At 69.0% G+C, this 13,534-nt stretch carries 13 protein-coding genes; 1 reads left to right on the forward strand and 12 read right to left on the reverse strand.

Features of this window, described 5'->3' with window-relative positions; translation table 11 throughout:
* The first annotated feature begins 83 nt into the window (after positions 1-83).
* Complete coding sequence (locus ACZ5IQ_RS21075) at positions 84-698, forward strand: GtrA family protein (protein ID WP_020102898.1); 615 nt, start codon at positions 84-86, stop codon at positions 696-698.
* Here ACZ5IQ_RS21075 and ACZ5IQ_RS21080 read toward each other — a convergent pair.
* The 12 genes from ACZ5IQ_RS21080 to ACZ5IQ_RS21135 all read right to left on the reverse strand — a co-directional run bounded on the left by ACZ5IQ_RS21080 (position 653) and on the right by ACZ5IQ_RS21135 (position 13,475).
* Positions 653-1,171: a PH domain-containing protein gene (locus tag ACZ5IQ_RS21080; protein WP_406801405.1), complete on the reverse strand. Its 519-nt coding sequence runs from the start codon at positions 1,169-1,171 to the stop codon at positions 653-655. The genes ACZ5IQ_RS21075 and ACZ5IQ_RS21080 overlap by 46 nt on opposite strands.
* A 20-nt stretch (positions 1,172-1,191) precedes the next feature.
* A complete protein-coding gene (locus tag ACZ5IQ_RS21085) occupies positions 1,192-1,995 on the reverse strand; it encodes a biotin--[acetyl-CoA-carboxylase] ligase (RefSeq protein WP_406801404.1) in 804 nt (267 codons plus the stop codon).
* Positions 1,985-3,214: a lipase family protein gene (locus ACZ5IQ_RS21090; RefSeq protein ID WP_237162857.1), complete on the reverse strand. Its 1,230-nt coding sequence runs from the start codon at positions 3,212-3,214 to the stop codon at positions 1,985-1,987. Before ACZ5IQ_RS21090 ends, ACZ5IQ_RS21085 begins: the two co-directional genes overlap by 11 nt.
* Positions 3,215-3,251: 37 nt before the next feature.
* The gene (locus ACZ5IQ_RS21095; protein WP_237162859.1) at positions 3,252-4,775 is read right to left on the reverse strand and encodes a sugar transferase; all 1,524 of its coding nucleotides are present in this window, start codon (positions 4,773-4,775) and stop codon (positions 3,252-3,254) included.
* A 113-nt stretch (positions 4,776-4,888) separates the two neighbouring features.
* On the reverse strand, positions 4,889-5,464 hold the full coding sequence (locus ACZ5IQ_RS21100) for a YdcF family protein (RefSeq protein WP_133426915.1): 576 nt from the start codon (positions 5,462-5,464) through the stop codon (positions 4,889-4,891).
* A complete protein-coding gene (locus tag ACZ5IQ_RS21105; RefSeq protein WP_464480213.1) occupies positions 5,451-6,347 on the reverse strand; it encodes a sialate O-acetylesterase in 897 nt (298 codons plus the stop codon). The genes ACZ5IQ_RS21100 and ACZ5IQ_RS21105 overlap by 14 nt, the downstream gene beginning before the upstream one ends.
* Positions 6,319-7,575 (reverse strand): lipase family protein, encoded by a 1,257-nt coding sequence (locus ACZ5IQ_RS21110; RefSeq protein WP_464480214.1) that lies wholly within the window; start codon positions 7,573-7,575, stop codon positions 6,319-6,321. The genes ACZ5IQ_RS21105 and ACZ5IQ_RS21110 overlap by 29 nt, the downstream gene beginning before the upstream one ends.
* Positions 7,576-8,805, reverse strand: coding sequence for an acyltransferase family protein (locus ACZ5IQ_RS21115; RefSeq protein ID WP_464480215.1), 1,230 nt, complete (start codon positions 8,803-8,805; stop codon positions 7,576-7,578).
* Positions 8,802-10,055, reverse strand: a complete 1,254-nt coding sequence (locus ACZ5IQ_RS21120; protein WP_061009598.1) for an alpha/beta fold hydrolase — start codon at positions 10,053-10,055, stop codon at positions 8,802-8,804. The genes ACZ5IQ_RS21115 and ACZ5IQ_RS21120 overlap by 4 nt, the downstream gene beginning before the upstream one ends.
* Complete coding sequence (locus tag ACZ5IQ_RS21125) at positions 10,052-10,720, reverse strand: YveK family protein (RefSeq protein WP_464480216.1); 669 nt, start codon at positions 10,718-10,720, stop codon at positions 10,052-10,054. The genes ACZ5IQ_RS21120 and ACZ5IQ_RS21125 overlap by 4 nt, the downstream gene beginning before the upstream one ends.
* Positions 10,717-12,000 (reverse strand): lipase family protein, encoded by a 1,284-nt coding sequence (locus ACZ5IQ_RS21130; RefSeq protein ID WP_131808698.1) that lies wholly within the window; start codon positions 11,998-12,000, stop codon positions 10,717-10,719. Before ACZ5IQ_RS21130 ends, ACZ5IQ_RS21125 begins: the two co-directional genes overlap by 4 nt.
* Complete coding sequence (locus ACZ5IQ_RS21135; protein WP_061000788.1) at positions 12,000-13,475, reverse strand: tyrosine-protein kinase domain-containing protein; 1,476 nt, start codon at positions 13,473-13,475, stop codon at positions 12,000-12,002. Before ACZ5IQ_RS21135 ends, ACZ5IQ_RS21130 begins: the two co-directional genes overlap by 1 nt.
* Between the last annotated feature and the right edge of the window lie 59 nt (positions 13,476-13,534).

Raw genomic sequence — 13,534 nt, forward strand, 5'->3', positions numbered from 1 at the left:
CGAATCTGCCTATGCCGACTAGCTACCGCCCGCTACCTGCACGGGTACGTGAAATGCAGGTACTTTCCGTAAACTGGCCGCTTATGTCGTTCACCGAGGCCACGATTGCGCGGCTCCCGCGAGTGATTCGGCCGTTTGCCGAGCGGCATCACGAGCTCATCAAGTTCGCCATCGTCGGCGCCACCACGTTCGTCATCGACTCGGGCATCTTCTACACCCTCAAGCTCACCGTGCTCGAACCGAAGCCCGTCACCGCCAAGATCATCGCGGGCATCGTCGCGGTCATCGCGTCGTACGTGCTGAACCGCGAATGGAGCTTCCAGAACCGCGGTGGCCGCCTGCGTCACCACGAGGCACTGCTGTTCTTCGCCGTCAGTGGCGTCGGCGTGCTGCTGAGCATGGCCCCGCTGTGGGTCTCCAGCTACGTGCTGCAGCTGCGGCAACCCAACGTGTCGCTGACCATCGAGAACATCGCCGACTTCCTGTCGGCGTACATCATCGGCAACCTGCTGCAGATGGCGTTCCGGTTCTGGGCGTTCCGGCGCTGGGTGTTCCCCGACGAGATGGCCAAGCACGCACCCGACATGACGCTCGAGGCGACGATCACCGCCGGTGGTTTCGCCGAGGCCTACGACGAACTCGGCGACGACCCTCAGCTGGGCGACTCCTCGGAACCCAAGGTGTCGAAGACTTCGTGATACAGCAGCGAGTGGACCTGCTCCACCCGCGGAATGTCATGGAATTCCAGGGGATCCTGCGATGCCGACTCGATGATCAGCGTGCCGGTGCGCAGTATCCGGTCCAGTAGCTGGTGCCGGAACTCCACACTGTTGATGCGCGCCAGCGGAATGTCGATACCCGACCGCGTCAGCACGCCGCGCCGGAACATCACCCGCCGGTCGGTGATCACGAAATGCGCCCCGCGCCAGGTCAGGAACGGCCAGACGGTGAGCCAACCGATCACCACCAGCCAGACCACGCCGATCACCGCGAAGATGATGTTCTTGGCGTTCGAATCCCAGTTGGTGTGGTTGACCACCGCCGCGAGGAACGCGGCCAGCGCCGTCGCGACCAGCAGCACCAGCACCGGCCCGATCAGTCGCTTCCAGTGCGGGTGCCGATGCAGCACAACATGTTCGTCGGCCGCCAGCACGTTGTCCGGGTAACCCATACCCAGACTCTAGGCGGTGCTCAGCCGGCGGCGGGACGCAAATGGACGACGTCGCCCGCCGAGACGGCCACCGCCCCGTCGGCCGAATCGATCACCAGCGCACCGCCCGCGTCGATGTCGGTCGCCTGCCCGACCACCTCACGCCCGCCGGGCAACTCGGCCCGCACCGACTGTCCGAGGGTGGCGCTGTGCTTGCGGTAGACGGCCAACAGCTCGACGTTCCCGCCCACCCGCCACTCGGCGATGCGGGCGTGCAGACGGTTCAGCAGCGCCACGGCCAGCTGCTGCCGATCCGGTTGCGCGACACCGAGACTCAGCAGGGACACGGCCACCGGGTCGGGCAGTTCGGCGGCGGCGAGCGACACGTTCAGACCGATACCGACGACGATGACGGGCGACCCGCCGGCCGGGGCCGCGACCTCGGCGAGAATCCCGGCGAGCTTGCCGGTGCCCACCAGCACATCGTTGGGCCACTTGAGCGCGGCTTGCACGCCGGCCACCTCGGCGACGGCCTCGACGACGGCCACCCCCGCCGCCAGCGACAGCAGGCCCCACGTCTCGCTCGGCACGTCGGTGGTGTCCACCCCGAACGACATCAGAATCTGCGACCGCGGCACCGCCGTCCAGGTGCGGCCCTGGCGTCCCCGGCCCGCGGTCTGGTCCTCGGTGAACAGCGCCACGCCCGCCACGTTCTCGCCGGACTGTGCCCGCGTCGCCAGATCGGCATTGGTCGAACCGGTTTCGGCCACCACCTCGACGCGCCAGCCGTCACCGACGGACGCCTGGATCGCCGCGGCGTCCAGCGGCAGCAGCTCAGCAGTCATTGGTTACCTTCTTCCCGGCGAACCGATCCGCCATCCAGTCGAGCATCTCCTGCGCCGCGGGCGGATTGTGGCCGCCCTGCGGGTCGAACTCTGTCGTCACCGTGCCACCGAGCGAACAGGCCCGCCCGATGGCCGCCTTCGTCCAGGCCGAATCGATGAACGGGTCCAGACCGCCGTACCAGACGTACAGCGGCGCGGTCAGCCGGCGCTGCGGAATTGCCCACGCCTGCAAGAGATTCTGCAGTCGCTGGGCCGCATCCGGCGACACCGGCAGGAAGTCGCGCGGCCCGAGTTGTCCGGCGGCGACGGCACGCTTGTAGGCCGCGCCGGCGCTGCAGTCCGTCAGCACGTTCCAGTAGCGGGACGCACCGCCGTGCCGGTATTCATCACGGTTCAGGTCGGGGTGCAGCCGGGCCAGCGATTCGATCAGCGCCTGCAGCACCGGGCGCTGCTCGCTGGTCAACGTGCCGGTCTGCGATTTCGCCACCAGACCGCTGATATCGGCGGCGGGCGCCACGGCGACCGCACCCACCAAGTTGAGCTCCGGGGCATAGGGCTCGGCCTGCTCGTCGGCGGCCCAGGCCGCCGCGCCACCCTGCGAGTCGCCGAACGCCGCCCACGTCGAGGAGATGTCACCGAACACGTGCCGTGCCGCGCGGACGGCGTCGATCATGTTGAGGCCCGCGGTGCGGGCGTCGGAGTACGGGTGCACGCCCTTGACGCCCAGCCCCTGGTAGTCGGCCAGGGCCACGGCGTACCCGAGATTGATCACGACTTTCGCGATGGGCAGCAGGTTCATCAGGGTCGGCGACAGCGACGGCCCGCAGTTGTTGTCGATGCCCAGGGTGCCGTGCCCGAGAGCCACCACCGGCCAGCCGCCCTTGGGCGCCCGGCCCAGCGGCGTGAGCACCGCGCCCGAGACGACGGTCGGCGCGCCGCTGTCACCCGAGGTCGAGTGATACACCACGCGGGCCGCGCGAATCCCCTGTCCCGTGAAGGTGCTGGTGACCCCCGGCATGGTCGTCGCCGACAGCAGGGTGCCCGGGCCGGAGCCGGCGAGATCGGCCGAACCGATCGGCTCCGGCGCGCCCGAGAGCGGAATGAACATGTCGAGGACCTTCGAGGTCCCGATCAGCGCCAGCGGTCGCAGGTAGGTCGCGGCCGTCAGACCACCGACGACCAGGACGGCCACCACTATCCACGGCAGGGCTTTACGCATCAAAGGGGATTATTCACCGACGGTCGCCCGTCCGGAGTCAGTAGGCGCCAGAACCGCCGATGATGGTGCGGAAGGTCTTGGCCGCGATCAGCAGATCGTTGGTGATGGACCAGTTCTCGACGTACGACAGGTCGAGCCGTACCGAGTCCTCCCACGACAGGTCGGCCCGGCCGCTCACCTGCCACAGCCCCGTGATGCCGGGGAGCACCAGCAGCCGGCGGCGCACCTGCTCGTTGTACGTGTCGAATTCACGGCGCAGCGGCGGGCGCGGCCCGACGACGCTCATGTCGCGGCGCAGCACGTTGAAGAACTGCGGCAGTTCGTCGATGCTGTAGCGCCGCAGGTATTTTCCGACCAGCGTGACGCGCGGGTCCTCGTGAATCTTGAACAGCACCCCGCTGCCGCTCTCGTTGAGATCCAGGCTGATCAGGTCGTCGACCATGCGGTCGGCGCCCTGCACCATCGTCCGGAACTTCGTCATCTGGAACGGCTTGCCGTCCAAGCCGATTCGCTCGGAGCGGTAGAAGACCGGACCACGGCTGGTGAGCTTGATCGCGATGGCCGACAACACCATCAGCGGCGAGGTCACGGTGAGCGCGAACAGTGCGACGAACACGTCGAAGGCGCGCTTCTGGAGTTTCTTGGTCCCGCTGTACTGCGGACGCTCCACGTGGATCAGCGGCAGGCCGGCGACGGGACGCATGGTGAGCCGGGGGCCGGCGACGTCGATGACGCTCGGGGACACGACCATGTCCATGCCCAGCTTGTCGAGCTCCCACGACAGTTCGCGCACTCCCTCGGGCCCGAGGTGGTCGGTCGTGGTGAGGGCGACGGCGTCGAAGGCGGCCTGGGTGATGGCGTCGGACACCTGGGTCTCGTTGCCGAGCACCGGCAGCTCGCCGACCCCCGCCACCTCGAAGGTGCCGCCGGCGGGCCGTCCGGTGAGGCAGACGCCGCGGACCGAGTAGCCGTACCACCACTCGCGGTGCAGGGACTGCACCAGGTTGCTCACGGCGCGCGGGTCACCGACCGCCAGCACGTTGGCGACGCACTTGTTGCGCCGGCGCAGGCGGGCCAGCACCCGGCGGCAGATGGTCCGGCCCACGACGAGGCCGACGAGGCCGAGCGGCAGCGCGACCGCCAAGTAGCCGCGAGCGTACTCAGGGCGGAAGATCATCAGTGCGACGGCGATGATGCCGACGGTGGCCAGCGTCGCGGAGAAGACCCGGCGGTACTCCTCGACGCCGGCGCCGACAATGCGCGGCGATCGGGTGCGGTATGCGGCCAGCATGGCCAGCCAGATCACGGCGACGAACAGCGAGAGGACCGAGTAGTACGAGAAGACGTGCAGATACGTCGAAGTGAATTCCAGGGAGGCGTCGGGTGTACCGAGCTTGACGAACTGGGCACTCGCCAGGGCCAACACGACCACGACCAGATCGAATGCGATGAGGCACCAGCGGTACCGCGTCTGCCAGGCCCGGTCAGCTAAAGGCGCGACGGCCCGTACGCGAGGCGCGGGAGAAGCCTCGGGAACGTAGAGTTCTTCTGCCACCGACACTGACGCGTACTCCCTCCCATTTGCTGGCTGTTCGCTATAGCCCCCGCTCAGCGAACTGCGACTACTATCGCATCGTTTGCTCGAAAATACCACCGATCAGAAAAATAGGCAGGTCAACCGCAGCGACCCTGCAGCGCGGCCTTAGCGAACCCGGCAAACTGATAGAAGAACGTCAGCTCCCACCCGACGGGCGAGAAGTCATAGTCCCTGGGCAAAGCCACCGCGACAACCGAACCGTGGTCCGGGGAATAGCACTGCCGGAAGATCAGGCGGGCGCGCGGCAGGTGGTACCGCCAGCTGACGACGATGATCCGGTGCCAGGATCGGCCCTCGGAGAGTTGGCGCATCATCATGGCCTCGCCGCGGGTCGTCAGGATCTCCGGCTTCCGGCAGATCACCTCGATGTCGGTGGCCGGCGCGCAGGCGCTCTTCATCTGGGGGTCGCCCGGCACGTACGGGTTGGACAGCACCACGGTGCGGGCCCAGCCCTGCCGGGCCAGGCTCAGCCCGTACTGTTCGCGGCCGTCGTGTTCGCCGGCCAGCACGATGATCGCGTCGGCCCGCTGGAGCTGATCGGACTTCGCGCCCGCGAACAGCACCAGCCCGGCCAGCCCGACATCGACGAGCACGACGATCGTGACCACACCGAAGACACGGCGGATGACCCGGCCGAGTTCACCGCGCGCCATAGTCCGCCAGTTGTTCGGCGCACATCTCTCGGTACTGCTGCCACATCCGGCGACCCAACTCGCGCTGCCCGGCAGCGCTGTAGTGGCGATCGTCGGGACTGTTGTACGAATCGCGCGGGCCGGGCACGAAGGTGCAGAGCGGCCACCGGTTCGGGGTGTCGGCGTGCACGGCGTCGATCGCGGCGTAGGGCTTGCCGCTCAGCTCCATCTCCTCGGGCACCATCTGCCCCAGGACGAACGGCAGGCTCTCGCCGTACCTTGCGCGCAGGTCCCCGATCAGCGAGTCGAGCTTGGCCTGGTACTGCGCGCCGGAGATCAGCGGCACGTCGGTCTCCCCCTGGTGCCAGAGCACCGCGGCGATCTCACTGCCGGGAAACCGCGCCAGCGCGGCGTCGATGGCCGCCACGGCCCGCCGGTACAGGTTCACCCGGGTCTTGCGGTCGGCCGGATCCCACGTGTGCCCGTTCTTCGGGGTGAATGAGGTGTCGCCGCGAGCACCGGGGATCAGCAGGACCGGCCGCCCGGTGTCCTCCGCGAGTTGTTTGGCGAACGTCGGACCGAAACCGACGTATTTGCAAGGTATTTCGTGCAGCAAGGGTTGCGTCGCCAGCACCGCCGTGCCTTTGGACGGTCCACACATGGCCCACTGGTGCACCAGCGGGTGGGGGCGGTCCAACCCGTCGGGATCGACCGGCAGCCCCATGCCGAACGCGTTGGACTGCCCCAGGATCGGCAGGATCAGATACGGCCGTTCGGGCTCGCCGACAGCGGTGCCGCGGGGCGCGATGAGTCGCTTTACGATGCACTTCGCATCGATCAGCAGCTGCTGGTGAATCGGGCTGTCGCCGTTGGGATTACGTGGTTCCCTGCGCAGGACAGCCATTGACCGCCTCGCCTCCCCTGAATCGCTCTGCCAGCCATCGGAGTTGACCCGGCCCGTCAATATCGCCATGGCCACCGTCCGGCTGGAAATTCCAGACCACCGTACCGCCCAGCGAACACGCCCGGGCAATGGCGGCCTTCGTCCATTGCGGGTCGAGGAACGTGTCCTTGCCGCCGTAGACCACCGACATGGGAGCCGACAGCGGCTGCTGCGGCAGGGCCCAGTCCTGCAGGTGGCGACGCAGCCGGTCGGCGGCTGCCGCATCGACCGGCGCCAGGTCGCTCGGACCGACCGCGTCGAGGGCGGCGGCGCGGTACGCGACGTCGGGCCCCGAGCACGCCGACAGCACCTTCCAGTACTTGGCCGCCGCGCCCCGGCGGTAGTCGTCGCGGTTCAGGTCGGGATGCAGCCGGGCCAGTGACTCGACGATCGCCTGGAACGCCGCCTCCTGGTCCTTGGTCATGGTGCCGGCCTTGCCCTGATCGAAGATGCCGGCCTTGTCGACGATGCCCGCCACGTCGGCCGACGGCACGCTGGCGGCCGCGCCGATCAGGTCGAGTTCGGGCGCGTAGGTGCGCGCCTGTTCGTCGGCGGCCCAGGCCGCGCCGCCGCCCTGCGAACCGCCGAACACCGCCCAGCGGTTGGAAATGTCGCGGAACGTGTGGCGCAGGGCGCGCACCGAGTCGATGACGTTGCGGCCCGCCGTGCGGTTGTCGGTGTAGGGGTGGACACCGGGCGCGCCCAGGCCCTGGTAGTCGGCGAGGGCGACGGCGAAACCGAGGTTGACGAAGCCCTGCACGAACACCACGTTGCCGAGGAGATTCGCCGACAGCGACGGCGCGCACGGGTAGTCGATGCCGGTCGTGCCGTGGGCCAGCGCGATCACCGGCCAGCCGCCGTCGGGCGCCTGGCCCCGTGGAGTGAACACCGATCCCGACACCACCGTCGGCGCATCGGTGTCACCGGAGGTGGATCGGTAGACCACCCGGGCGGCCTGCAAATCCTTGCCCTCCACCGAGTTGGTCAGCGCCGGCATCGTCATGGCGCTGATCAGGCTGCCCGGGCCGGAGTCCGCGAGATCGGCGGTCCGGATCGGCACCGGGTCGCCGGCATCGCCGTGCCGCAGCTTGTCCAGGGCCCAGCTGCCGACCTGCCACATCACCGGCAACGACGCCGCGATCAGGAGCACTGCCGCGAGCGCGGCGCCCCACTGGATCGCACGGCGCATTCAGGACCACCTGGTGCGGTACCGCTTGGCGAATTTCATGACGGGCTCTTCCACTGCGTAGTACGTGACGGCCGAGACCACCAGTGTCACCGCCAGGACGAGCGCCACGTTGCGCAGCATGCCGGGCACGGTGTCGCCGGCCATCAGGCCCCAGCGGCCCAGCAGCAGCATGAGGGGGAAATGCCAAAGATACGCCGACAACGAGACCTTGCCGACGAACCGGAAGGGCGCGGTGTCGAGCAGCTCGGCCAGCCCGGACCGCTCGCCGCGGAACAGCGGCGCGACGATCACCAGGATGCCCAGCGCGCACAGCACGGCCAGCGCCGACGTGGCGTACGGGTTGGCCAGGGCGATCAGGCCGAGCATGACCACGCCCGCGGGGAACATCGCCAGGAAGCTGTACAGCCGGACGCGCCGGCTGAGCTTCTCGCGAATCGCGTTGTGCTCCATGGCCACGACCAGCACCGCGGCGGCCATGCCGAACGCGAAGGTGTCGGAGTTGGTCAGGAAGGTCTTGGTGTAGACCGCAACCCAGTTGGCGCCCCAGTTGATCTCCGTCGGATCGGTCAGGTGCAACGCCGAGATCATCCACGGCACGAAGGCCCGGCCGATGAAGCCGAGCGCGATCAGCAGCGCCGGGCCGAGGGACACGATGACCCACGGCCGCAGGTTCGATCGCCGGGCGAGAGCGAACAGCAGCATGCCCAGCAGCGGGATCGAAAGGTAGAAGGCGTATTCCAGCGTCAGCGACCACGACGGGTTCAGGCCGGTCTGGAAGTACTTCGGGATGTACGACTGCATCAGCGTCAGGTTGGCGATCAACTGCCACGGGTCGGTGATCATGCCGGTGCCGTCTTCGGTGCGCGTCGGCTGCAGCGACGCGTTCTCGATGTAGACGATCTGCAGCAGGTAATTGCACAGCAGGAAGATGACCAGGTAGCCGGGCAGAATCCGGGCGATGCGGTGGACGGCGAAGTTCGCGGTGCTGGGCAGTTCGCGCTGCTCGATCAGGTTGCGTACGTAGGGCAGGAACAGCAGGAACCCGCTGAGCGCGTAGAAGAAGATCAGCGACAGCCCGACGAGGTTCGTCTTCCAGTGGTTGGCCGTCTGCGGTGAGTAGTGCCCCGTGACGTGCATGACGGCGACGCCCAGGCACGACAGCCCGCGGGCGCCGTCCAGCCCGATGATGCGGGCCCGGGTCCGGACCGGTGCCGAGGTCGGCGCGTTCACTGTCCTGCTCCCTGCATGGAATTGAATGACGGACAACTGTTCTGGGCGGGGACGCCGCCGAACCGGTCCTTGATCCAGTCGTAGGACATCGCCACGTCGATGTCGGCGTGCCCCTTGGTCGGCTGGAACATGATGTCGATGACGTCGCCGAGGCGGCACGCGGCGGCGAGCGCCTTGTTCGTCCAGTCCGGCGGCAGCAGCGTGTCCTGGCCGCCGTACAGCACGAGCATCGGCGCGGACGTCGGCTCCTTGGGCAGGCTGCGCTTGGCCAGCAGGCCCTGCAGCGTCGCTTCCGCCTGCGGGGTCGCGGGCCGCAGATCGTCGGGCGTGATCTTGTCGATCGCCGCGGTCCGCGCCGCCGCGTCCTCGGTGCGGCACGAGGCGAGGACGTCCCAGTGCTCGACGATCTCGCCGTGGCGATAGTCCGCGAGGTTCAGGGACGGGTTCTCCGTCGCCAGGGCGGCCAGGATGAGCTGCAGGATGGCGCCCTGCTCTTTCGACAGGCTGCCGGCCGCGGCCCCGGCGGCCAGGCCGGTGAGATCGGTGGCCGGCGACAGGCTGACGGTGCCGACGAGGTTCAGCCCGCTGCCGTAGCGGGCGGCGAGTTCGTTTGCGGCCCAGGCGGCTTGGCCGCCCTGGGACACCCCGACGGCCAGCCAGCGGTCCGACGACTGCGGTACCAGCTTGTGCGCCGCGCGCACGGAGTCGATGACGTTGTAGCCCACCGTGGTGGCATCGGCGTACGGATGGCCGGCGGTGCCCGGGCCGAGGCCCTGATAGTCCGGCAGGCTCACCAGGTAGCCGGCCTTGACCAGCGTGGTGATCGGCGCGGACAGCCCCTGCAGCGTCGACGACCCCGACGGTCCGCAGTCGCGTTGCACGCCGGACGTCGCGTGGCCGAAGACGATGATCGGCCAGCCGCCCGGCGGCGGTGTCCCGTTCGGCACGAAGACCGAGCCCGACACCTCGGTGTGCTCACCGGTGATCCCCGACGTCGACGTGTACCCGATGCGGGCGGCCAGCGACACGGCCGATTTCAGCCGCAGGTCCAGCGTGGGGAACGTCGACGCCGACACCAGCGCACCGGGCACGTGACCGGCGCCCGTGGTGTCAGGTTTGAGGTCGATACCCCCAGCCGTAGGGGGCCCGGCCTTTTTCGGTGCCGGATCACTCTGGCAGGCCGGCGCGGTCAGACACACCGCGGCGAGCAGGCCCGCGGCGACCAGACGCCGCAGCTGCCGCGAGTTCATCCCGACGCTCCGGCGGTCGCGTCACCGATAACCCGCTCGAGGTGCCGGCGACTCTGTACCCGGTCGAAGATCAGCGCCCGCGCGATGACCGCGATGACACACAGCGCGAAACCCAGGACCGTCCCGGTCATCACATACGACGCCACGCTGCCCACCCGCTCGGCGGGGCTGGCGTCGTCGATGACGACGAGCGTCGCGCTGGTACCGGCGACCAGGGCCAGCCGGTTGCCCACCGCGACCATGTCGTTCACGACCTCGTGCGCGATCTGTGTGGTCTGGTCGGCATCACCGCCGGTGACCGTGACGTTCAACATCGCTGTGGCACTGGGCAATATGACGATCCGGGCGGCGAGTTCCTTGTCGGACTCGATCAGGCCAAGCTTCTGGATGATGGGCGCGGTGATCTGCGAGCTGGTGGCCAGGTTTCGGTAGGTCTCCATCAGGCCGAGCATGCCGGCGTCGCCGTAGTAGGCGTCCAGGGGCGATGCGCTGCCCTCGGTCCGGACGAACACCGATGCCGTGGATCGGTATTCGGGCTTGGCGTGCTCCCAGCCCGCCCAGCCCACCAGTGCACTCGCGATGGTGGTGACCAACACCAGCACCCAACTGTTCTTGACGAACAGCGCGTAGTCGCGCACCCGCGGCACTCCGGCCGGCGTGATCACGTCGCCCCCACACAGACATCGGCCACGCGCTCGCCGTCGAACCGCGCCTGCAGCCACGCCAGCGCGTTCTGCATCGTCTGGTCGTTGATCTGGCCCGTGTCGCCGACGCCGCGCATCACGACGATCTGCTGGCCGCGGGCACACGCGGCCGCGGTGGCCGTCAGCACGCCGGCCGCCGGGTTGACGGTGTCGGCCGTGCCGAACGCCACCAGCACCGGCGGATCGTTCGGGCCCGCACCGGGACTGGGCAACGCGACGGCACCGAGGCGACGCTTGAGGTCTGCCGCAGCGGCCGCATCCTTGGCCTGGAAGTCGTTGGGAGTCAACTGATTCAGCGCCAGTTGGGCGGCCGCGACGTCGCGCGGTGCGCAGTCGACCAACAGGTCCCACTGGTCCTTGAGTTTCGCCGAGCGGTGCGCGTCGAGGTCGAAGTCGGGCTGCATGGTTTCCAGGCTCTGCAGCGCCCGGATCTGCAGCCGGTACTGATCGGCGGTCGCCAGCGCGGCGGTGCGGTCCGGGTCGGCGAGCGGCGCCAGATCCGCGATCGGGTTGACCGCCACCGCGCCGACCATGTTCATGCCGGCGCCGTAGGTCCCGTTGCGTTCGGCCGCGGCCCACGCGGCCAGGCCGCCTTCGCCGGCGCCCAGCGCACCCCAGTTGGTGCTGGTGGACGGAGCGGCGCGATGGATCGCGCGGGCGGCGTCGATGATGCTGTTCCCCAGGCTGTTCGCATCCAGGATGGAGTGCTGCCGGGCACTGGAGCCCGGGTCGATGCCCAGCCCCTGGTAGTCGGACAGGACGATGGCGAAGCCGCGCCGCAGATACACCGTCATCCCGGTCGAGTAGCCCCAGAATTGCGGCGCGAGGGTCGGCGCGCACTTGGGCAGCAGCCCGGTGGTGTCGTGCCCGAACGAGATGATGGGCCAGCCGCCCTTGGGCGCCGGGCCCGGGGGCACCGCGATCAGGCCGCTGACCTGGATGGGACGGCCGTCCACGCCGCTCGTGGACCGGTACACGATGCGTGCCGCGGTGGCGCCGGCCTCGTCGAAGCTGGGGTCACCTTTGACGGGCTTCAGCTCGACCAGGGAACCCGGGCCGTCGTCGGTGAGGTCGGGCGGCGGGAGTGCCTCGGCCCCCGGAAACATCGGGGTGAGGTCCCGGGTGGGACGCACGTCGTCACCCGGCCGTGGCGGCACCGGACCCGACTGGCCGCACGCAGCGACGGTGACCAGCACTGCAGCCAGTGCCAGTACCGTGCGCCGCAACTCAACCTGACGCATCACGGCTTCTGGTGCGCCGCCGTCTTGGCCTCGGGCTGCGATGCAGCCTTGGCGGCGGCCTTGGGCGCCGCCTTCTTGCTCTTGCCGCCACCGGACTTGGGGCCGTCGGACCCGCCGATGTGAAGCTTGAACTCGACCGGTTCGTCGGTGGCGACCGAACCGATCAGTACCGCGTTGGCGGACTTCAGGGTCTGCACGGCACGCGTGAGCGCATTGCTCGTCGTGTGCCGGATGCGGCCGACCAGCAGAGCCCCGTCCGACAGTGCGGCGGCGACGGCACCGTCGTTGTACTTGCCCAGCGGCGGCGTATCCACGACGACGTAGTCGAACTGGCCGGACAGGTCGGCGAACAGGCTCTCGGTATGGTCGCCGGCCCACAACTCGCCCGGACGCGTGGTCGCGGGGCCCGCGGGCAACACCGCGATCCGGTGCTGACCGACGGAGACCTCGGGGATCAGGCTCTCGGCGACGGTGTTCTCGCCGACCAGCACGGTGCTCAGGCCGCGGTCGGCCGCGCCTTGACGGGCCGCCGGGGTCAGGTCCAGGCGCTGCGCCACCGCCGGGTTGCGCAGGTCACCGTCCACCAGCACCACGCTTCTGCCGGTCTCGGCCAGCACGGCGGCCAGATCGATCGCCACCGTCGTCCGCCCGTCGGACGGCGACGGACTGGCTACCGCGATCACCCGAGCGGCTTCATCACGATTTGCCGGCACGGTGAACCGCAAATTGTTGCGGAGCTCGCGCAGCGCCTCCGGATAGGCACCCTCGGCGGTCAGGTCGACCACCGGCGCATGGCTGCGGGCCGAGTCCGCGGGCAGCGCGCCCATGAGCAGCGAACCACTGGCGTCGGCCACGCGGTCGCGGCCGCGCACGCGGCGGTCGATGATGCCGAGCACGATGGCCGCCAGCAGGCCGAGGACGAGGCCACCGGCCAGCCCCATCCCGATGCGGGTGACCATCGAATAGCCCAGGGGCTTGGTCGGATAGCCGGCCTCGTCCACGACGATGGCGCCCGCGGCGGGGCTGCCGCCACGGCGGGAGGTCTCCAGCTCCCCCACCAGGCCGGCGAGCTGATCGGCCACCGCGCTGGCGTAGGTCTGCGCCTGGCCCGGGTCCTTGTCGGTGACCGACACCTGCAGCAACACGGTCTTCGGCAGCGGGACGGCGGTGACCTTGGCCCGCAGTTCGCCCGCCGAGATGGTCGCCTTCAGCTGGTCCACCGCGCGGGCAGCCACCTGCTCGCTCATGGCGAGGGTGGCGTAGGAGTTCACGCGGTCCTGGGAGAACAGGTTGTTCTGGTAGGCCTCGGTGACCGACGTGCCGTTCTGGGTCGCCACGAAAAGCGTCGCGCTGGACTGGTATTCGCGATCACCGAATTCCCACCACGACCAGCCCGCGACACCTCCGACAACCGTCAGCGCCACGATCGCCCACCAGTACCGGCCGAATATCCGCAGGTACTCTTTGATCTCCAAGGTCGTGCCCCTTATTTCAGCAATGCGACGGCTCACAGATTAGCGGCTGGGAACCGGAC

It is taken from the genome of Mycobacterium toneyamaense, assembly GCF_055384815.1.

What these genes read in the sequence shown, in the direction of transcription:
- ACZ5IQ_RS21075 (WP_020102898.1), top strand. Translation starts at nt 84, where the DNA reads ATGTCGTTCACCGAGGCCACGATTGCGCGGCTCCCGCGAGTGATTCGG.
- ACZ5IQ_RS21080 (WP_406801405.1), bottom strand. Translation starts at nt 1,171, where the DNA reads ATGGGTTACCCGGACAACGTGCTGGCGGCCGACGAACATGTTGTGCTG.
- ACZ5IQ_RS21085 (WP_406801404.1), bottom strand. Translation starts at nt 1,995, where the DNA reads ATGACTGCTGAGCTGCTGCCGCTGGACGCCGCGGCGATCCAGGCGTCC.
- ACZ5IQ_RS21090 (WP_237162857.1), bottom strand. Translation starts at nt 3,214, where the DNA reads ATGCGTAAAGCCCTGCCGTGGATAGTGGTGGCCGTCCTGGTCGTCGGT.
- ACZ5IQ_RS21100 (WP_133426915.1), bottom strand. Translation starts at nt 5,464, where the DNA reads ATGGCGCGCGGTGAACTCGGCCGGGTCATCCGCCGTGTCTTCGGTGTG.
- ACZ5IQ_RS21105 (WP_464480213.1), bottom strand. Translation starts at nt 6,347, where the DNA reads ATGGCTGTCCTGCGCAGGGAACCACGTAATCCCAACGGCGACAGCCCG.
- ACZ5IQ_RS21110 (WP_464480214.1), bottom strand. Translation starts at nt 7,575, where the DNA reads ATGCGCCGTGCGATCCAGTGGGGCGCCGCGCTCGCGGCAGTGCTCCTG.
- ACZ5IQ_RS21120 (WP_061009598.1), bottom strand. Translation starts at nt 10,055, where the DNA reads ATGAACTCGCGGCAGCTGCGGCGTCTGGTCGCCGCGGGCCTGCTCGCC.
- ACZ5IQ_RS21130 (WP_131808698.1), bottom strand. Translation starts at nt 12,000, where the DNA reads ATGCGTCAGGTTGAGTTGCGGCGCACGGTACTGGCACTGGCTGCAGTG.